Origin of the sequence: Aquimarina agarivorans (genome assembly GCF_000218485.1) — a bacterium.
GTDB lineage: Bacteria > Bacteroidota > Bacteroidia > Flavobacteriales > Flavobacteriaceae > Aquimarina > Aquimarina agarivorans.
Map to the genome: position 1 here is coordinate 1 of NZ_AFPB01000135.1, position 19,236 is coordinate 19,236.

Here is a 19,236-nt window from a genome sequence, read left to right on the forward strand (position 1 = left end):
GTATATAATTAAGGTGTTCAAAATTTGAATAAAAAAAACCTTGTATGCTGCTCGTAGACCATAAACGGTGTGTTTAAAGAAGCTCTCCGATGGCGTTTGATGTTGGGATTTACAAAGAAATAGGTAATCCTTGACAGCTTCTTCATCCAAACCTTCTGGACTTTGATTAAAATGCAAAGCCATGTGTGCAAGGCAACGGATATAATTGTTAAAGGTACTCTTGGCTTTACCTTGAATGGTAAAATCTCGAAGTAATCTATCGTGTAATTCTTTAAAATGAAGCACTTTAGCTAAAGCTTCATCAACTAGCGTTGCTTTTTTTTGAAATCATAATAACAAATTTTAATATTTGACCTTTCAAGGTAGTAAAAAGCTCACGACTGGTAAGGAGGGTTAGTTCAACAATGGCTATAAGTAATTGCTTGTTCTCGCCTACTTCTAAAAATCCTCTCGGATTTTCAGTTTGGTGTGTACTTGCAAAGTTAAGTGCTAAACCAAGCAACTACTCATAGCCGAGACCGTTACCTACAACCTGATCCAGCAAATAGATTGAAATTTTGAATAAAAACTATTTTATTGTTTCTTTGTTAAAAATACTGAATAGTATCTTACATGAAAAAGGCAGAATCAACACGACTGACAATCTTACAAAAAGCATTTGAACTGATTTACACTAAGGGTTATCAAACAACAAGTATTGATGACATTATTGCTACAACACAAGTAACAAAAGGAGCTTTTTATTACCATTTTAAAACCAAAGACAAGATGGGAATTGCGATTATCAATGAAATTCTGAAACCAAGATTTACAAACAATTTTATTCAACCCTTACAAAAAGAAGAAAACCCATTGGAGGCTATTTATTATCTAATTGATAACATTTTAATGAAAAATAAGTTTTTAAAAGTTGAGTATGGTTGTCCTGTGTCAAACTTTACACAAGAGATGACTCCATGGAATACTAACTTTAATATTGCTTTAAACGAGCTAACACAAGAATGGATAAAAGTAATGACAGCTATCATTGAAAAAGGAAAGGAAAATAAATTAGTACGTAATAATGTTAATTCAGAACAGGTAACAATGTTTATTATATCAGGTTATTGGGGCATACGAAATTTTGGCAAATTAGAAAACAGTAAAAAACCATATCTACCTTATTTAAAACAGCTTAAAAATTATCTCAATAGCTTAAAGTAATTTTTTATCAAAAAACATACTGTATAGTATGTTTTGTTTATTTTTACATTCAAATTAAAAAATTACAATGTAAAATGTATTCAATATTATTATCTATTCACTCATTATTCCGTTGGTTTGTTATAGCTTTTTTGGTTTATTCCATTTATAGAGCATTTATTGGGTACTCAAAAAACAAAGCTTTTTCAAAAATCGATAATGCTTTCCGACATTGGACAGCAACCATTGCACACATTCAGTTAATGGTTGGAATAGTACTTTATACACAAAGTCCGATAATAAAATACTTTTGGAAAGAAACCAAAATAGGTTTGCAAAATTTGGACTTGACATTCTATGGTTTAATACACATTTTTCTAATGTTGACTTCTATTATTGTATTGACAATTGGTTCTGCAAAAGCAAAAAGAAAACCGACAGATAAAGAAAAATTTAAAGCAATACTACTTTGGTTTTTCATTACTTTATTAATCATTTTTATTGCAATTCCTTGGACATTTTCACCACTATCAAGTAGACCTAATTTTAGACAATTTTAATTATGAAAAAATATTTTACAACAACAATCGGACGTTTACGACTTCTTGCTTTCTTAGAAGGGTTTTCATTACTTATTTTGATTTTTATAGCTGTTCCACTAAAATATTATTATGGCAATTCTTCTCTTTCAAAATCTCTTGGACCTATTCACGGTGCCTTATTTTTACTGTTTTTAATCAATGTTTTAAAAGTAAGTATCGAACAGCAATGGAAATTCAAAGAAACAACTTGGAAAATCATTATCGCTTGTTTTATTCCATTTGGTACTTTCTACATTGATTATAAAATCCTTCGCAACATAATAACGAATAGGTAATAATGATATTTGTATTTAAAACATCAATAAGTTCTAAAAAAACAATCAAACTACTGACACCACACTTAAACAAATTATTAGCAGTTTCCGATTGGAACTTTGACCTTGAAGATTGTGACAATATTTTACGGATTAATAGCCAAATTAATATTGTAAAAAAAACTATTGAAATTTTAAACGACATTGGCTTTGAATGTGAAGAATTACCTGAATAGAAAAGGCAGTAGGTAACACATAAAGCATTCGTCTTGCCGATAGGCCAGAGATGAATGCGATGTTGACTGACCCGGTGGTGGATTTATGGGGAAAGTGATGTGTGGTAATCTTCAATTTTAGAAAGTACAACCTCGTTTTTCACAAATTTCAAGGTTTGAAAATACGCTTTGACTATTGAAAAACGAATCTATTGGCATCGATTATAAGTTTTATATGGGGTTTAATCCAATTTTGAGCTATTTCCTTTAAATTTGGACAATACTTGTCCCGTCCCTATTATGGGATTTTTTTAAAATCTATGTAGTCTTTAGTTTTTCTAACCAGCGCTTTGGCGGACCTCGTACCCCAAAGTAAGCGATGATTTGCAAAGTGCCTTTTTTACATTTTGGGCAAATACGGTGGTTGTCCTTGATCTTTTGCGCTTTAACATTTAGTGGACTTTTAGCCAATGTCGCTTGCAGCTTCTTTAGGTACTTTCGCTTGGTAGTACTACTGAGCAATCCATAATGACGGATCTTTGTAAAACCCTTTGGTAAAATGTGTAACTGAAAACGATTAACAAAGGTGTTGATGGGAAGACTTATTGTTGCTAATTCACTTCCTTTACGGTAATGCTTTGTAAAGATTATCGAAGAAAAGAAAAATACCACAACGTTAAATTTGATTTTCTGGGTTACTTATTTCAACCTATAACTTCTAAATCTAAAAAGCGAAGTGGGCAATTTTTAGGATTTGATTGTGGCATTTGTATAAATATAAGAAAAAAGATTGCCGATAAGTTAGGAGAACTCAAAGTTCATAGGATGAATTCAAATAATATTGTAGGCATTGCTAAAATTCTTAATCCAATGATTAGAGGATGAATTAATTACTACGGTAAATTCAGAAAATCCATGCTCCATGGAGTCTTCAAGCTATTGAACAATCGTTTAGTGCGATGGACAAGAAAAAGGTATAAGCGTTATAATACAAGTTTAAAAAGTGCTTACCGGTGGTTTAATAGAATTAAGGAACAATTTCCTAATCTATTCTACCACTGGAGTATGGGTTATACCAATTGAAAACGTTAATTTAGATTCGTACATCGTAAGCCGAATGAAGGGAGACTTTCAAGCACGGTTCTGTGAGAGGCTTAGGGTGAAAATCCCTTTGCCTACTCGATGCCGAGACCGTTGTGTGCAATTTGGCTATGTTACCAAGACTTGGTATATTTAGGTAAAATATAGTCGAAATGGAAAAAAACATATCAATATCACTCGGAAATCATTTTGAGAATTTTATAAGAGAAGAAGTAAACTCTGGAAGGTATGGTTCGGTTAGCGAAGTAATTCGTTCTGCTTTACGTTTGTTAGAACATGAAGAAAAAAAGGAAAGGGAACTGATTAAAGCTCTCGAAGTTGGGGAAAATAGTGGATTTGTTGAAAATTTTGACCCAAAACTACATCTGAAAGAATTACATAGTAAACACTTATGAGCAAAAACAAATATCGCATAAGTCAACAAGCGATTGAGGATTTAGATAAAATTTGGATTTATACGCTCAATATATGGTCTAAAGAACAAGCTGACAGATATTATGACTTGATATTTACGGAAATTAAATTTATTGCTAACAACTTTATGACTGGAAAGTCAGCGGAACAAACTCGAAAGAATTATCGAGTAACTAAGATAAAATCTCATTTGATTTTTTATAGTAAAGCAGAAAATGATATTGTGGAAATAGTTAGAATTTTGCACCAGCGAATGGATATTAAAAAAAGATTGAAATAAAAAACTGCACACAACACATAAAGCATTCGTCTTGCCGATAGGCTATAGATGAATGAGATGTTGACTAATGCCAAAAAAGATCACAAAATGATAGACGCAAATACTTGTTCATTTTTTCGATAACTGCATTGTGTCTGATTTCCATAGCTGGGTTTGTAGTACATTAAACCAAACAAAAAAAGAATGAGCAAAATTATAGTTTTTTTACTATTGATAATTTTGTTCATTTCCTGTAAAAACCCTGTAAAAACCCTGAAAAAAATTAACAGAGTTGAAATTTCTAAACAAAATTTCGAATCTTTTGATGAATTGAATAGTTCTAAAATGAAAACTTTAATAACTAACATTCTTATTAGCTCGATACAGAAATATGAATATGAGGTAAGATATTCTAAAAATGATTACTTGTGAAATTAGCTAAAATGGGATTTAGTTTTGAACCAACTTATAAAGTGCTTGAAATAATTTTGACGAAGCGAGCTGGAGCTGGGGAAAAAACAGAAATGTACTTTTGAACTGGAATTCGAAAAACCACCCTGAATTGAACGGTTTTATTGATGGCCAAACGAAGTCTGGAGGTAAGAAGTTTTTAAAAGCATTTGAACTGTATAAGAATAAAAATTAACGCGCTACCACACCTAAAGCATTTGTTTATTGTCTACTATAGGAAATATGAATGCTTTAAATATTGCCTATAATTCAAAATTATGAAAATTAAAATTAATGTTGAAGATAAAATTTTAAAGAAATTTGAAATAGATAACTTACCTGATTTTATTGTTGTTACAGGTGAAAATGGTTCAGGTAAAACTCAATTATTAAAAATTTTATCAATTGAAAATTGGATAGAAGAAAAATTTGAAAATGAAACTTTTATTCAATATTCCAAGAGTGAAATATTTGATGGAGAAAAAAAAATGAATAACATCAACTATATTTCGAATAATGATGAAATGCAAGATCATTATAATGTAAATTTAGGACAAAATATTACTCCCCAAGTTTATATTGATAAATGGGGTAGATTACCAATAAAATATGTAAGCTATTTAAACTTAAAGAAAATTTCTAATAAAAATATAAGCTTAGAAAATTTGAATAAAAGATATCAAAAAGATATAGGTAATAATAATTCAATTACACAATCTGACTTAAATCTATTTGAAAAAATATATTCTCAAAAAATAAACAAATTTGAACTTGCAACAATTGAAGAATGTATAATTAATCTTCCATTCAGTAATAATAATAATCTATTTTCAACTGACCTTACATTACTCTACATCAAGCATAAATGCAAATTAGATTTAGGAATAATCCCTAAAGAAAAACCTTGGGATATTTTTAATAAAATTTTAGAAGAAGCTAATTTTCCTTATAGATTAAACCCTCCCGATTTTAGTGTTGAGAACTTTAATCTTAGAGCTAACTTAATTGATATAAAAAGTAAAAAAATTATTGAAATACCCAATTTGTCTTCAGGTGAAAAAACTATAATGTCTTTAATACTGGCATTATATAACTCTAAAAATGAAATCACTTTTCCAGAAGTTATATTATTTGATGAACCTGACTCTGTTCTACATCCATCAATGTCAAAGCAAATGTTAGATGTTTTACAAAATATTTTTGTAAAACAACAACAAGTTAAAGTTATTATTACAACGCACTCCCCATCTACTGTTGCCTTAAGTCCAGAATTGTCAATATATAAAATGGATAGAGATTTAGGAATGTTATTAAAAATAGAAAAAAAAGAGGCTATAAATAATCTGACTAAAGGTTTAGACAACTTAAATATATATTACGAAAATAGAAGGCAAATTTTCGTTAAAGCAAATATTGATAAATTGTTTTATGAAAACACGTATTCTAATATAAAAAGTTTGGGTAATTTAAATAGACAAATTCATTTAGAATTCATAACTATGAGTGAAACAAAACAAAATGGAGATGTTAATGGAGGTTGTGATTTTGTTAAAAAAAATAGTGAATCGTCTTCAAAAATCAGGAAGCAAAACTGCTTTTGGACTTATTGATTACGATAATGGGAATAATCATGAAAGTTCTGTGATTTCTATTTTAGGAAACAAAAAAAGATATAGTATTGAGAACTATATTCTTGACCCTATTTTTATAGCATTTTTCATATTACGAGAAATTGAAAACAAAAAGTTAGAATTTGGTTTTGATGACTATGATAAGATTACAAATTTTCAAAAAATAGGCAAAGAAAAACTTCAAAATATTGTTGATAAAATAATAATAAAGATAGAACCTAATATTTCAAATTTATATAATTCAGAAATAGTATCATATAGAACTTTAAACGATTATATAATTAAAGTACCTATTTGGTATTTTAAAACAAAAGGACACATCTTGGAAGAAATCATTTTGAAAAGCATTTACGATCTTAGAGGTTTTATGGAGAAAAACTCAATTTGTCCTACTATAACAAAAAAAGTCGTAAATATAATACCAGAATTTATTGCTTTAGATTTATTAAAAACATTTGAAGAATTAGAATATAAATAAAAAACCATCGGCAACATCCAACGCGCTCGCCTAACCAATAGGTTATATATGAATGGGTTATAATCTGATTGTGAGCTGTTTTCTTTAAGTTTAGGCAGTTTTATGTTTGAGGTTTAAATCGGACAAATGCAAATTACACAGCTCATAGGTTAACCAGAGTAAATTGATAGCACTTGGCATCAAGAAATGTAAAAGACACTCGGTTAATAGCTCTTATTCATAAGTATCTATTTTGAAGCTGTACTGCTAAGTATGCTTATATTATTATACCTAGTAATTTTAATATATATAAGTATATAAAACGTATCATTGATCATATAAATCATTAATAATACTCCTTTTAGTCAAATTATTGCACTAAGTAATATTTATCTTACTATAATTAAATGTTAATATCGATAAATGACAGTCTATTTATTTAATTATTGTTTTTTTTAAGCGTAATAAATTAAAATTTATCAATTATTTTGTCATTTTTGTTTAAATATCATTTTTTTATCCTAAAAAAATCTTAATAAAATATAATTATTCCTACAGTATATCTGTTTTTGTATAGCTTTGAGTAAGACTCTATTATTGTTTTTAAAATCAATAATTCTAATGCATTTATAAATTTGTGTTGATTTTAATGAGCGTAAAGTGATGGGTTTTTGCAATGTAACTTCAAAAACTATATAAAATGAAAAATTGTTATTTAGTCTATCTTTTTATATCGGTGTTATTAAGTGCTTCGTTGACGGCGCAAGAATACCGATTAAGTGATTCTCAAAAACAAAGATTGACACTCTTAAAAAGTAATTCCAAACTAGGATTTGGTTTTAAGCAACTACTAAAGGATCCTTCTAAAATTGATCAATTTATTGTTAATAAAGGGAACATATCATTTATAGCATCGCCTACTAATGAAACAGCTACGTTGTTAAATGAATTACTTACTATAGGAGCTAAAGATTGTGTTATCGTTAATGCTTTGGTTTGTGGTAAAATAAGTATTGATGCTATTGAGCGTTTGGAAGGTTTGGAAACTTTAAAAATGGTAATGCCTGAGTTTAAACCTAAATTAAATGTAGGTGTTGTAGATAGTGAAGGAGATCGTTCAATGCTTACTGACTCAATAAGAAATAATTTGGGTTTGAACGGGACTGGAATCAAAATAGGGATTCTATCCGATAGTTACAATTCACTAGGTGGTGCTGCTGATTCAGTATTAGAAGGTGATTTGCCAGGAGTGGGAAATCCAAATGGTTTTACAAAACCAGTAGTTATATTGAAAGATTTACCAGAAGATCCTGAAGCGGAGTCGCCAAGAGGAAGTGACGAAGGTAGAGCAATGGCTGAATTAATACATGACGTAGCACCAGGGGCAGAATTATTTTTTTACACAGCGTTTGATGGAGTTTTAGATTTTGCGGCGGGCATTAGAGCGTTGGAAGCTGCGGGCTGTGATATTATAGTTGATGATGTGAGTTATTTTGTTGAAAGTTATTTTCAGGATAGTGCCGTTGGTGGAGCTGTTAATGATGTAGCAGAAAGTGGAGTTTCTTATTTTTCATCTGCAGGAAATTCTGATAGAGCTTCGTACGAGAATGACTTTGTAAACTCAGGAATAGTAGGACCGTCAGGAGGGGAGTTATTAGATTTTGGTGGAAATGATACCGCGCAGCGTTTAACGATACCAGCAGGTCGATCTATCAATTTGTTTATCATGTGGGACGACCCTCAGCCAGCTTTTAATGATAAACCAAATCCAAATCCGCAAACAGATATAGATGCATTTTTGTTTGATGCAGAATCTCTTGAATTACTTGATTCAAGTGTTTTTGATAATATTACTGATGGATTTAACATTGAATTAATTCAATTTGACAATTCAACGGGAACTACTGATATTTCTGCAGATCTTGTAATAGAAAAATTTTCAGGACCAAATCCAAGAGTTATCAAATACTTGGATAGAGATGAGGGTGTTGTTTTTGTTGATACCGTTGGAACAAGTGCGGGTACTTGCGTTGGACATTCAAATGTACCTGGAGCAATTGCGGTAGGAGCAGCTTCTTTCTTTAATACTCCTGAATTTAATGATTTTAGAGTTTCATTAGGTGCTGAACCATTGGAACTTTCTGTTGTAAATGGATTTTCATCGGCAGGTGGAACTCCAATTTTGTTAGCTAGCGATGGTACACCAATTGAGCCTCAATTTAATGAAAATCCTTTCATTGTAGGTCCCAATGGAACTAATACCAGCTTTTTTGGTCAAGATTTACAGTTTGCACCTGACGGTTTTCCAAACTTTTTTGGAACCTCAGCAAGTGCACCTTTAGTAGCGGCGGCAACTGCCTTATTATTGGAGGCCAATAATGAGTTGACTACAGCGGAAATCAGAGAAGCCTATAAAAATACGGCTGAAGATATGAATGATCCATTAACTGAAGAATTTGACGAAGGTTATGATGTTAAAACAGGTCATGGATTCATCAATACATTTGATGCGTTAGTTGAAATACTTGGGGATGATTTTGTAATGGATAGCGATATAGAAAGAGGAGAGTCGAATGTAATTTCTGTAAATGCTTTTCCTTCTCCATTTGAAAGAGAATTTAAACTGAATCTAGTTGTTGAAGGGAAATGTGAATTATTTGTTGACATATTTTCTTTTACAGGAAGAAATGTTTTTCATAAAGAAATTACACTGGAAAATAGAGACGTTAACGAAACAGTTTATTTAGGAAATGAGCCAGATGGCTTGTATTTTATTAACGTTGTTGATTTGAAAACGCAAAAGTTAATTGACACACGTTCTATCTTTAAAAATTAAATGAACCACCATAAATAAATGATAAAGCTGTCTAAATTTTAGGCAGCTTTTTTTTGCTATAAATTTAACGTTCGGTCAATGCTCAATCAAAATTATTACGATCGGATAATGTATGGCGACTCAAAATTCGAAAGCTTTCGGATTTTACCGTTGGATCATCTTTTAATTTCCACAAATGATCACTTGCTTTTTGTCTTGTTTTGCTTAGTTCAACAATTGGTAGTGGGTAGTCATTTCCAATATCAATATTTAAAAACTGTTGCTCTAATGGAGGAATCAAGTAGGGCTCATGGATATACTGTACAGGAATATCTTTTAATTCAGGAATCCATTTTTTAATAAATTCTCCAGCAGGGTCGTGTTCTTTGCTATTTTTAACTGGGTTATATATACGCAACATATTTATACCTGTTTCACCAGCTTGCATTTGCAACTGCGGAAAATGTATTCCAGGTTCAAAATCTAAAAATTGTTTGGATAAATGAGTAGTTGCACCCTGCCAGGGTTGCCATAAATTATGAGTGTAAAATGATACCACTAAGGCACGCATTCTAAAATTTAGATAACCAGTCGTATTTAAACAGCGCATACAAGCATCAACTATTGGATAACCAGTATTTCCTGTTATCCACGCTTCGTGATATTGATCGGATATATTTTTTTTTAGTTTGTGATAGCCCCGGTTGATACTTTCAAATTCCATGCGATCTTCCATTTCAAACTTTTGAATAAAATGGGCTTGCCACCTTAATCTTGAAGTAAAACCATCTATACAGCGTTTATTGCTTGCTTCAATTTTAAATACTTTAGCATGCTGCCAAACCTGTCTAACAGACAAATTGCCCCAAGCAAGGTAAGGGGATAAGCGGCTGCAGCTTTTACGAGCAAGTACTGGTTTTGAAATATGCGAGTTGTAATTTTTATACCTACCATCCTTAAAAAAAGAATGTAAATATTTTATTCCCATTTCCGTGCCTCCCTTTTGGAATTGGGAATCGTTTGGTGTTTTTAAATAGGTTTCTTTAAAAAACGAAGCCACGTTTATTAAAGTTTCGGTAGCTATAAAATTGGAAAACTTTGGTAAAAAGTCAAATTTGGGTTGGAGCATATAGCTGGTCCAATTTTCACTCCAATTGATTCTATCTTTTAAGCCTCGGGCTACTCCGTTAGTGATACTTTCTTCCCAATGTATTAAATTGTTTTTACAAAAACGTTTAACAGCTTTATCGCGTTCGTAAGTAACTCTCAATCCGGTTTCCTGATGGGAAAATAAATTTTTTATTGTCCAAAACTGAAGTAGTTTACTAATAGCAGGTATAAATTCAGCAGTTACTGCTAAAATTTTTGTATCAAATTCTTTCAGCTCATTATTCATATCAACAATGGATTCTTTAATAAAATTCCAATGCCGATCACTGTAATGAGGATTTTGTATTAATGAAGGTTCAAAAGTAAATAGCAATAACGTAGGTAAACCATTTGAAATAGCTTTATGTAAGGGCTCGTGATCTAACAAACGTAAATCGCGTTTAAACCAAACAATATTTATGGAAGGTTTAGTAGTCATTGGGGTTGGAAATTATATGTGCTGCTCTTTGTTTGTGAGCAACTAAGGTTTCAGTATCCATTTTATCGAGCAAACTGTACATCATACGCATGCGTTGGTTCCCCTTTAGTATTGGGCGCTTTTCATCAAGGAAATTCCAATACAAGGAATTGAAAGGGCACGCATTTTCACCTATTTTTTTAGAAACTTTATAATGGCAACCTTTACAATAATTGCTCATTTTATTAATGTAGCTTCCGCTAGAAACATAAGGTTTTGTGGCTACAAGGCCTCCATCAGCAAATTGACTCATGCCACGTGTATTGGTAATCTCAACCCATTCAATTGCATCATTGTAAATGCCTAAATACCATTTGTCCACTTCATCAGGATTTGTTTGAGTCAGTAAAGCGTAATTGCCAGTCACCATTAAGCGTTGTATGTGGTGCGCATAGCCAGTTTGTAAACTTTGTGTGATGCTGTGGTGTAAACAATTCATTTTTGTTTTTCCCGTCCAATAAAAATCCGGCAAGGGATTTTTATTATCTAATTTATTTAGATTGGCATAATCAGGCATCTTCATCCAATATATACCACGCATGTATTCGCGCCAACCTATAATTTGCCGTACAAACCCTTCAACTTGACTAATAGCAATAGTGTCCTTATTGCTTCTCCAGTAATGGATTACTGCATCAACAACTTCTTTAGGATGTAACTGTTTGCTGTTCATTGCAAATGAGAGATTGCTATGAAAAAGATAATATTCCTCCGTATGCATGGCATCCTGAAAATCACCAAAATGAATTAAAAGGTGTTTGAAGAAATAATCGAGCACCGCTAATGATTCTTTTCTACTCGTAGGACAATTAAAACTGGTAGTATCAATTACTCCAATAGTTTTTACATTTTGTGTTTTTAGTAATGAAACAATAGTTTGTATATCCGTATTAAAATTTTTTTTACCAGGTATTTCGGGATCTCCTTTCCATTTGTTTCTATTGCTATGGTCAAAATTCCATTTGCCACCTTCGGGACTGTCATCGTTATCCATCATAATATGAAACCGCTTCCGCATGTAGCGGTAAAAGAATTCCATGGTGTACTGCTTTTTACCTTTAAAAAAAGTGGTAAGATCTGTCCGACTTGTTAAAAAATGCTCGCTGTCCACCACGTTACTAGCAATAGAAAGAGTATCGCAAAATTTTTGTAATTGTTGGTCTAATCGGTATTCGTCTGGAAGTTGATACTCAAAAAAATCAGCCTTTTTATTTGCTAATACTTGGGATAAATTTGCGGTTATGGATTGTAGGTTTTCGGTTTGGTCTAGTTCGTAATAGATCACTTGATGACCTAGCTGTTGTAAATGCGCAGCAAAATTTCGCATACTTTTAAAAAAAGCGACTATTTTTTGGATGTGATGGGTAACATAATCGGTTTCCTGACGCATTTCGGCCATAAAATAGATGACACTTGCATCCACTGATTTAAACCAGGAATGGTTGTAATTTAATTGATCGCCGAGTATGAGTCTTACTGTCATTAGTTGATGCTTACGTTGTTTTAAATTTTAAAAAGTGGTTTACTTAAAATAGGGTAGGTTGTAACCACAAGCGTTGAAATTTTTTATTGGTGTCATACCTTTCAGCTTGCAGATCTACGTTAAATTTCCGATCTCTTGGGTCATTACCTATACCAGCAACGTACATCCAATTTCCGTAATTGCTGTGCACATCATAATCAATAAGCATGCTTTCAAAATAAGCGGCACCAATACGCCAATCGACCAATAAATCCTTCGCTAAATACGAACCTACATTTTGACGGCCTCGGTTACTCATCCAACCGGTTTGCTGTAATTCAAGCATATTTGCATCAACAAATGGTTTACCTGTGTTTCCGTGGATCCAATGTTGAACTACTTCCATATCCGTTGACCAGTTGTAATTTTTATTTAAAATACCTCCGATTTTAAATATAGAGTTGCCGTGTTTTAAGGAAATATATTTAAAATAATCACGCCATAGCAATTCAAAAATCAACCAGTAGGTGGAATCATTTTTCTTAATTTCTTTTTCAAACTTTTTAACTTGAATATAAATTGTTTTGGCAGAAATACTACCGTTAGCTAACCAAGCAGAAAATTTGGAACTATAATCCGTACCCAATAATCCGTTTCTAGTTTTTTTGTAATACGCTAGTTTTTTGGTTTCCCAGAAATAGGAATTCAGTCTTTCCAATGCACTATTTTCACCTCCTTTAAATGGGAAGGCAGTATGTGAAGGAGTCTCGAAATAGGTAAAACCAAGATCAGTTAAGTTAAGAATTTTGGTTTTATTTTCAATTGGATTTTGAAGATAAGCAGGATCGATAGTCGCTAAATCCTCAACCTTTGCGTATTTTTCAACACTTTTTCGAAAACGTGTAAATACCTGAGGTATTTTTTCAATAGTAAACTGAATATTATCAGGTTGGTATAAAAATTGGTCGTAACTTTCAATCCATGCGACCAAGTTTTTGGTAAGCGCTTTTTTTACGGCATTTGTTACTTTTAATTCTTCGCTAGTCCATTCCTTCTGACAGTATATGTGGGTACAATTGTGGGCGCTAATAATTTCAGGAAGTTTATCCTCGGGCTTGTTAAAATACACAAACAAAGGAATATTGAATTTAGCAAGATTTAATTTTAGTTGTTCCACAGTTTCAATCAAAAACTGGGTTCTAAATTTTCCTGTTTTAATAAACCCATACGGATCTGTAGAAAATTGTCTTGGATCAAAGCAATATACCCCAATTACACTATCATGTTTGCGAGTAGCCTCAGCCAATGATTTTTGATCATTTACCCTTAAGTCATTACGAAACCAAATTAAACCTGTACTCATATCTTATTTATTTCTTCTGCATCTTTCGCTACAATATTTTACATTTTCCCAATCTTTAGCCCACTTTTTTCTCCATGCAAATGGTTTATTGCAAATACTACAAATTTTTGTGGGTAAGTGTTGCTTTTTCATACTTTTAAATGACCAAAATCAGGAACTTCATTAAGTCTCACGTACGGATATTCAGCAATTTTTTTTAAGCTGTAATAGCTGTTAAGTCCCGAAATTCCAACGCCGTTTAAAGTTTCTAAATTGATACTTTTATCTAAATCATTTGGAACAATTAAATGTTCCACTTCGCCAACAATTAATTTTGTGCCATTTAAAGGTATTTCAATTGTTTCCCTATATTTCATACCGAGTTTAAATTTACTTTCAGCAACAAATGGTGCTTCAAAATCGGCTATAAATTCTTCTGTTAATCCGCAGGATTCAAATTCAGAAATGGATTCATCAAATTTACCTGAGGTGTAATGTGCATTTTTTACAAATGAAGGATGGATGTGGTTTATGGTATATGTACCAGTATCGATAATATTATCGTAAGTGTGTCGAGGCACTTCTCCAGTAGGGCGCATAACAAAACCAAATAGCGCAGGATCACTACCTAAATGAACAACTGAACTAAAAATAGCCACATTAGTATTTCCATTTTTATTGATACTCCCAATTAAATTCCCAGGTTTAATGCCCGAAGCGCTGTTCATAGTAATTATTCGGGTGGACTTATCCATTGCCGCTATATCTTGCTTTTTGTAATGCATATCAAATTGTTAATTATTTCCTTACGGAGAAGTTTTATAACTGAACTTTAAAAAACTAGCGTTTACTAATTCTATTTCCAGAAATGGCTCTTTGCCTGGAACATTTAAAGCGTTTGATATCAGGATTTCTTTTTTTGGCGTGCTTTTGGCTTACACCGCTGTTTACTCTTTTGCGCCAACGTTTAAAACTACTTTCTTTAAGGTTGGCACGCATTAATTTGATAACCTCTTTTTCAGGAATATTAAATTGAAATTCAATAACCTCAAAAGGGGTACGATCTTCCCAAGCCATTTCTATAATCCGATCTAATTGACGTTCATTAAATTGGGGAATACTCATATATTTATTTTTTGTAAATATACAAGTGTTTAACTTTTTATTCAAAACACTAAACAAAAAATAATGTTAAAACCCATTGCTTTGATTAATTTGTGAAGTGTAATGGAAAAAATAGAATACGAGAAGCGTTGCTTGTAGGTCAGCCCCATGAGTTCTCGATACATTTTTGCTTCGCTATTGCTATGCAAAAACACTCGAATTAGTATACGGTGTTAATTTCTAGTTCAGCATTGCTTCGAATATTTTGTGAAGTGTAATGGATCAAATTGTATTGATAAGAGTTGTTTGTAGCTTAACGTAAGCTTCTAGGTCTTTAAAAAAATAAGTGAATTGCTGTTCTAAATAATTGTAATTTTCATTGAGTTCAATGACTGCATAATTCATTTTTGAAATATTTTTAGTGCGCCGATTCATTTGGAATAGGATGTTGCTTATGCCACCAATTGTACGGTATTTGTAAAGCCAGTTTTCGTAAATCATTGCAGGAAGAAAATGCTGTACTCTTGGAGGTAACTTATTTTGATTTGTTTTGAGTAACGTATAAAAGTCAACAGTAAATTCTTTAAGTGGTGTAGCATGATAATTATTCCAGTTTTTTGCCAAAAAATGATCGAATATGATATCAGTTACCACACCTGCAAAATGCCCGTAACTTGAAAATTTTAGTTTACACTGTTTTGTAATGGAATGTTTGTCGGTGTAGGAGTCAATTGACCTGTGTAAAATGATCCCTTTTTTGACTGTTTCGTCATAATTTAAATAGCTATTTCCTTTGACCGAATCAGCAATAAAATTTCCAATTTGTATTTCAGGATGATCGTAAGAAAGGTAAATGTGTGCTAAAAAATTCATTGATTGTAAGATAAACTTAAAATGTAAATTGAACTAATGTTTAATTTAAATGTCAGCTTATTAATTTGTAATTTTTTATTATTAAGCGCTTTACGTTTTGTCTGTTTTTTCTTTCGAATATTTTGTGTAATTGCTTTCCTACTTGATATTTTTAAACTTTATATTTGTTAAAAACCAAAATCAAATTATTATAAATGACATTAATAAAATCAATTTCGGGAATACGCGGTACTATTGGCGGATCGGTAAATGATAATTTAACACCAGTTGATGCTGTAAAATTTGCATCAGCTTATGGGACATGGATAAAAAAAGCTTCAGGAAAAGCTGCTCCAAAAGTTGTTGTTGGTCGTGATGCACGTTTATCAGGCCATATGATTCAACAATTGGTTATGAATAGTTTGGTGGGGTTAGGAGTTGAAGTTATTGATTTAGGTTTGTCAACCACACCAACGGTTGAAATTGCGGTGCCTTTGGAAAAAGCTGACGGCGGAATAATTTTAACCGCAAGCCACAATCCTAAGCAATGGAATGCCTTAAAATTATTAAATAATAAAGGAGAATTTTTGAATGCAGCTAATGGCGCCGAAATTTTAGACATAGCCGAGTCTGATAGTTATATTTTTAGTGAGGTAGATGATTTAGGGACCATAACAGTTGATGATTCATATATTGAAAAACACATTGAATCAGTTTTAAAGCTTTCATTGGTAGATATTGAAAAAGTAAAACAGGCAAAATTTAAGGTAGTTGTTGATGCAGTAAACTCCACAGGAGGCATATCCATACCGCCATTATTAAAAAGAATGGGGGTAGAAGTTGTTGAATTATACTGCGATCCAACGGGTCATTTTCCGCATAATCCAGAGCCTTTAAAAGCGCATTTGGGAGATTTGGCAGCTAAAGTAGTAAGTGAAAAAGCAGATTTAGGAATTACAGTTGATCCTGATGTAGATCGTTTGGCTTTTATGAGCGAAGATGGAGAAATGTTTGGAGAAGAATATACATTAGTAGCCTGTGCCGATTTTGTTTTAGGAAAAACAAAAGGGAATACAGTTTCTAATTTATCGTCAAGTAGGGCTTTGCGTGATGTAACTGAAAAGCATGGCGGCAAATATACTGCGGCAAATGTGGGAGAGGTAAATGTAGTGACTATCATGAAAGCAGAAAACGCAATTATTGGAGGTGAAGGTAATGGGGGTATTATCTACCCCGAATCTCATTACGGACGTGATTCGTTAGTAGGAGTTGCTTTATTTTTGACACATTTAGCTGAAAAGAAAATGAAAGTTAGTGAGTTAAGAGCTTCATACCCCGCATATTTTATGAGTAAAAATAAAATTACTTTAACTCCGAGTTTGGATGTGGATGGTATTTTAGCCGCTATGGCGAATAAATACGCTACTGAAAATGTTACTACTACTGATGGGGTAAAAGTAGATTTTGCTGAAAATTGGTTTCACTTACGAAAAAGTAATACCGAACCCATTATTAGGATTTATACAGAGGCTAAATCCCAAGATGAGGCCGATGAATTAGCAGAAAGAACTATCAATGAAATCAAAGAAATAGCAGGTTTATAAACCACGAATTTTTTGATAAAATTTTCGGTTTTCAGATTCTAGATTTCAGAGTATGAAAATAGCGAAGCATAATTTTTTTTCATAAAAAGTAATAAAAAAGCTCAAAATTATATGTTAGAATTTTGAGCTTTTTTATTTTACCATCAACCATCAACCATCAACCATCAACCACTAAAAAATCAACGTGCATGTTTCCATCGTTTGTGTGTCCACAAATACAATTCTGGGCGATTTCTTATTTGTTCTTCTAAAAGCGAGGTGTAAGTATCGGTGGCTTTAAAATCAGGAATGGATTTAGCATCATCAGATATGATAACCACTTCAGCTTCGTAGTACCCGCGTTTTACTTTTTCTACTTTTAGATAAGCAATATTCAGATCAAGCTTTTTTGCTAGTATTTCCCCGCCAACAAAAATTGGGACTTTTTGCCCCATGAATTTAGACCAATAAGTTTTGCCACCATGTAGTTTTGGACTTTGGTCGGAGATTAATCCATAGATACTACCCCCAGGGTTTTTGCGTTCTTTTGCAACAGCAAAACGCATTATTTTTTTGTTGGGAATTACATCGGCTCCAAAGCGCCCCCTGATTTTTTTTGCTAATCTGTCAAAACTTAAATTTCTAATGGGCTTATACACCCCTACACTTGTAAAGCTAGTGTTTAAGTCAATAGAATTGGCCCATTCATAACTGGCATAATGTCCTGCTAATAGTACATAGCTTTTTCCACTTTCTTCTAATTTTCTGAGAGATTCGGTATGAATAAATTTGTAATGTTTTTTGGTGGTTTCATTTGATATAGAAATTGATTTCACCATTTCCAAAAACATATCGCACATATGATTGTAAAACTTATTTCGAATTTTTTTATTTCATCTTTGGATTTTTCAGGAAACGCATTTCGCAAATTTTTTGTAACTACTTTTTTTCTGTAACTAAAAATTCTGTAAACAATAAAGCATACCACATCTGAAAATAAATAGAATACTTTCCACGGAAGTATTGATATTAACCATAAAAAAGGATAAATTAACCAGTAAACTAGTGTATGCATTGTTCAATTGTTTGCAACAAAGATATAAGTATATTTGAACAATAAATATGAAATTATGCCAAACACAACCAACGTTGTACTACTCCTTATAGTAGCCAATGCAATAATGTCCATGACAGGTTTTAATAACCTTGCTTTTTTTGAAAAGTATAAATTTAATATCGCAGCTATAAAAAACGGCGATAAGTTAAGAATGTTTAGTTCAGGTTTTTTGCATGCCGACTGGGGCCATTTGATTTTTAATATGTACACGTTGTATATTTTTTCGCCAATAGTAACCAGCCGATTAGGCAATGTTAATTTTTTAATTATTTATGTTGCTAGTTTAGGTTTAGGAAGTGCTTTTTCCTATTTGTTTCATAAAAATGAACCGCATTACAGTGCCATTGGTGCCAGTGGAGCAGTTTCAGGGGTGTTGTATGCTTCTATTTTGTTATATCCACAAATGGATTTGTTTATTATGTTTATTCCAATACCAATACCAGCCTATGTTTTTGGAATTGGATACTTATTGTATTCAATTTACGGAATGCGTAACCAACATGATAATATAGGACATGACGCTCACTTTGGAGGGGCTGCTGCAGGTTATATAATTACCTTACTAATGCAACCAAGTTTGCTTGAGACCAGTAAACTAATGGTTTTATTATTAGCAATCCCTATTGTGTTACTTTATATTTTATACAAAACTGGTAAGGTATAATTGCGGATACTGTAGTTGAGCATCGTAAAACATAATTAATACCATAGTATGATAAACGAATGTAAATACTATATTTGCACAAAATTTAGATACTTAATAAAAGCA

General features: G+C 32.1%; 19 protein-coding genes and 2 pseudogenes. 11 read left to right on the forward strand and 10 right to left on the reverse strand.

Going from position 1 to position 19,236, the window contains the following annotated elements; all coding sequences use genetic code 11:
* Window positions 1–285 (reverse strand): annotated as a pseudogene (locus tag GMC_RS22160) (hypothetical protein); the annotation flags it as partial.
* Between the two features lie 327 nt (window positions 286–612).
* Here GMC_RS22160 and GMC_RS0107270 point away from each other — a divergent pair.
* The 4 genes from GMC_RS0107270 (at window position 613) to GMC_RS0107285 (ending at window position 2,274) form a co-directional block, all read left to right on the forward strand.
* Window positions 613–1,203: a TetR/AcrR family transcriptional regulator gene (locus tag GMC_RS0107270; protein ID WP_010521516.1), complete on the forward strand. Its 591-nt coding sequence runs from the start codon at window positions 613–615 to the stop codon at window positions 1,201–1,203.
* Between the two features lie 74 nt (window positions 1,204–1,277).
* Window positions 1,278–1,742, forward strand: coding sequence for a hypothetical protein (locus tag GMC_RS0107275; RefSeq protein WP_010521517.1), 465 nt, complete (start codon window positions 1,278–1,280; stop codon window positions 1,740–1,742).
* A gap of 2 nt (window positions 1,743–1,744) precedes the next feature.
* Entirely contained in the window at window positions 1,745–2,059 is a 315-nt protein-coding gene (locus tag GMC_RS0107280; RefSeq protein WP_010521518.1) for a DUF3817 domain-containing protein, read from the forward strand.
* A gap of 2 nt (window positions 2,060–2,061) precedes the next feature.
* The gene (locus GMC_RS0107285) at window positions 2,062–2,274 is read left to right on the forward strand and encodes a hypothetical protein (protein ID WP_010521519.1); all 213 of its coding nucleotides are present in this window, start codon (window positions 2,062–2,064) and stop codon (window positions 2,272–2,274) included.
* A gap of 297 nt (window positions 2,275–2,571) precedes the next feature.
* On the opposite strand, the gene GMC_RS21200 is transcribed toward GMC_RS0107285, so the two are convergent.
* The gene (locus GMC_RS21200; RefSeq protein ID WP_040472481.1) at window positions 2,572–2,925 is read right to left on the reverse strand and encodes a transposase; all 354 of its coding nucleotides are present in this window, start codon (window positions 2,923–2,925) and stop codon (window positions 2,572–2,574) included.
* Between the two features lie 581 nt (window positions 2,926–3,506).
* Here GMC_RS21200 and GMC_RS0107295 point away from each other — a divergent pair.
* From GMC_RS0107295 to GMC_RS0107325, 5 genes are all read left to right on the forward strand, one after another.
* Window positions 3,507–3,749, forward strand: a complete 243-nt coding sequence (locus GMC_RS0107295; RefSeq protein ID WP_010521521.1) for a type II toxin-antitoxin system ParD family antitoxin — start codon at window positions 3,507–3,509, stop codon at window positions 3,747–3,749.
* On the forward strand, window positions 3,746–4,048 hold the full coding sequence (locus tag GMC_RS0107300) for a type II toxin-antitoxin system RelE/ParE family toxin (protein ID WP_010521522.1): 303 nt from the start codon (window positions 3,746–3,748) through the stop codon (window positions 4,046–4,048). The genes GMC_RS0107295 and GMC_RS0107300 overlap by 4 nt, the downstream gene beginning before the upstream one ends.
* A 707-nt stretch (window positions 4,049–4,755) precedes the next feature.
* Window positions 4,756–6,087, forward strand: coding sequence for an ATP-binding protein (locus GMC_RS20625; RefSeq protein WP_029489651.1), 1,332 nt, complete (start codon window positions 4,756–4,758; stop codon window positions 6,085–6,087).
* Window positions 6,038–6,586, forward strand: a complete 549-nt coding sequence (locus tag GMC_RS20630; RefSeq protein WP_138940590.1) for a hypothetical protein — start codon at window positions 6,038–6,040, stop codon at window positions 6,584–6,586. Before GMC_RS20625 ends, GMC_RS20630 begins: the two co-directional genes overlap by 50 nt.
* 679 nt (window positions 6,587–7,265) lie before the next feature.
* Window positions 7,266–9,401, forward strand: coding sequence for a S8 family peptidase (locus GMC_RS0107325; RefSeq protein ID WP_010521524.1), 2,136 nt, complete (start codon window positions 7,266–7,268; stop codon window positions 9,399–9,401).
* Between the two features lie 82 nt (window positions 9,402–9,483).
* On the opposite strand, the gene GMC_RS0107330 is transcribed toward GMC_RS0107325, so the two are convergent.
* The 7 genes from GMC_RS0107330 to GMC_RS0107360 form a co-directional block, all read right to left on the reverse strand.
* Window positions 9,484–10,968: a cryptochrome/deoxyribodipyrimidine photo-lyase family protein gene (locus GMC_RS0107330; RefSeq protein ID WP_010521525.1), complete on the reverse strand. Its 1,485-nt coding sequence runs from the start codon at window positions 10,966–10,968 to the stop codon at window positions 9,484–9,486.
* The gene (locus tag GMC_RS0107335) at window positions 10,958–12,490 is read right to left on the reverse strand and encodes a cryptochrome/photolyase family protein (protein ID WP_010521526.1); all 1,533 of its coding nucleotides are present in this window, start codon (window positions 12,488–12,490) and stop codon (window positions 10,958–10,960) included. The genes GMC_RS0107330 and GMC_RS0107335 overlap by 11 nt, the downstream gene beginning before the upstream one ends.
* 43 nt (window positions 12,491–12,533) lie before the next feature.
* The gene (locus GMC_RS0107340) at window positions 12,534–13,832 is read right to left on the reverse strand and encodes a DASH family cryptochrome (protein WP_010521527.1); all 1,299 of its coding nucleotides are present in this window, start codon (window positions 13,830–13,832) and stop codon (window positions 12,534–12,536) included.
* A gap of 3 nt (window positions 13,833–13,835) precedes the next feature.
* Window positions 13,836–13,964, reverse strand: a complete 129-nt coding sequence (locus GMC_RS21205) for a DUF2256 domain-containing protein (protein ID WP_010521528.1) — start codon at window positions 13,962–13,964, stop codon at window positions 13,836–13,838.
* Entirely contained in the window at window positions 13,961–14,596 is a 636-nt protein-coding gene (locus GMC_RS0107350; protein ID WP_010521529.1) for a flavin reductase family protein, read from the reverse strand. The genes GMC_RS21205 and GMC_RS0107350 overlap by 4 nt, the downstream gene beginning before the upstream one ends.
* A gap of 55 nt (window positions 14,597–14,651) precedes the next feature.
* Window positions 14,652–14,936, reverse strand: coding sequence for a TIGR03643 family protein (locus GMC_RS0107355; RefSeq protein WP_010521530.1), 285 nt, complete (start codon window positions 14,934–14,936; stop codon window positions 14,652–14,654).
* Between the two features lie 261 nt (window positions 14,937–15,197).
* Complete coding sequence (locus GMC_RS0107360; protein WP_010521531.1) at window positions 15,198–15,788, reverse strand: acyl carrier protein phosphodiesterase; 591 nt, start codon at window positions 15,786–15,788, stop codon at window positions 15,198–15,200.
* A 194-nt stretch (window positions 15,789–15,982) separates the two neighbouring features.
* Between GMC_RS0107360 and glmM the strand changes: the two genes are divergently transcribed.
* A complete protein-coding gene (gene glmM, locus GMC_RS0107365; RefSeq protein WP_010521532.1) occupies window positions 15,983–17,371 on the forward strand; it encodes a phosphoglucosamine mutase in 1,389 nt (462 codons plus the stop codon).
* A 179-nt stretch (window positions 17,372–17,550) separates the two neighbouring features.
* On the opposite strand, the pseudogene GMC_RS19440 reads toward glmM, so the two are convergent.
* Window positions 17,551–18,425 (reverse strand): annotated as a pseudogene (locus tag GMC_RS19440) (lysophospholipid acyltransferase family protein).
* Between the two features lie 55 nt (window positions 18,426–18,480).
* Between GMC_RS19440 and GMC_RS0107375 the strand changes: the two are divergent.
* Complete coding sequence (locus GMC_RS0107375) at window positions 18,481–19,131, forward strand: rhomboid family intramembrane serine protease (RefSeq protein ID WP_029489653.1); 651 nt, start codon at window positions 18,481–18,483, stop codon at window positions 19,129–19,131.
* The last annotated feature ends 105 nt before the right edge of the window (window positions 19,132–19,236 follow it).

What these genes read in the sequence shown, in the direction of transcription:
- GMC_RS21205 (WP_010521528.1), bottom strand. Translation starts at nt 13,964, where the DNA reads ATGAAAAAGCAACACTTACCCACAAAAATTTGTAGTATTTGCAATAAA.
- GMC_RS0107285 (WP_010521519.1), top strand. Translation starts at nt 2,062, where the DNA reads ATGATATTTGTATTTAAAACATCAATAAGTTCTAAAAAAACAATCAAA.
- GMC_RS0107330 (WP_010521525.1), bottom strand. Translation starts at nt 10,968, where the DNA reads ATGACTACTAAACCTTCCATAAATATTGTTTGGTTTAAACGCGATTTA.
- GMC_RS0107335 (WP_010521526.1), bottom strand. Translation starts at nt 12,490, where the DNA reads ATGACAGTAAGACTCATACTCGGCGATCAATTAAATTACAACCATTCC.
- GMC_RS0107325 (WP_010521524.1), top strand. Translation starts at nt 7,266, where the DNA reads ATGAAAAATTGTTATTTAGTCTATCTTTTTATATCGGTGTTATTAAGT.
- GMC_RS20625 (WP_029489651.1), top strand. Translation starts at nt 4,756, where the DNA reads ATGAAAATTAAAATTAATGTTGAAGATAAAATTTTAAAGAAATTTGAA.
- GMC_RS0107375 (WP_029489653.1), top strand. Translation starts at nt 18,481, where the DNA reads ATGCCAAACACAACCAACGTTGTACTACTCCTTATAGTAGCCAATGCA.
- GMC_RS0107355 (WP_010521530.1), bottom strand. Translation starts at nt 14,936, where the DNA reads ATGAGTATTCCCCAATTTAATGAACGTCAATTAGATCGGATTATAGAA.
- GMC_RS0107295 (WP_010521521.1), top strand. Translation starts at nt 3,507, where the DNA reads ATGGAAAAAAACATATCAATATCACTCGGAAATCATTTTGAGAATTTT.
- GMC_RS0107340 (WP_010521527.1), bottom strand. Translation starts at nt 13,832, where the DNA reads ATGAGTACAGGTTTAATTTGGTTTCGTAATGACTTAAGGGTAAATGAT.
- GMC_RS0107300 (WP_010521522.1), top strand. Translation starts at nt 3,746, where the DNA reads ATGAGCAAAAACAAATATCGCATAAGTCAACAAGCGATTGAGGATTTA.
- GMC_RS0107275 (WP_010521517.1), top strand. Translation starts at nt 1,278, where the DNA reads ATGTATTCAATATTATTATCTATTCACTCATTATTCCGTTGGTTTGTT.
- GMC_RS0107360 (WP_010521531.1), bottom strand. Translation starts at nt 15,788, where the DNA reads ATGAATTTTTTAGCACACATTTACCTTTCTTACGATCATCCTGAAATA.
- GMC_RS0107270 (WP_010521516.1), top strand. Translation starts at nt 613, where the DNA reads ATGAAAAAGGCAGAATCAACACGACTGACAATCTTACAAAAAGCATTT.
- GMC_RS0107350 (WP_010521529.1), bottom strand. Translation starts at nt 14,596, where the DNA reads ATGCATTACAAAAAGCAAGATATAGCGGCAATGGATAAGTCCACCCGA.
- glmM (WP_010521532.1), top strand. Translation starts at nt 15,983, where the DNA reads ATGACATTAATAAAATCAATTTCGGGAATACGCGGTACTATTGGCGGA.
- GMC_RS0107280 (WP_010521518.1), top strand. Translation starts at nt 1,745, where the DNA reads ATGAAAAAATATTTTACAACAACAATCGGACGTTTACGACTTCTTGCT.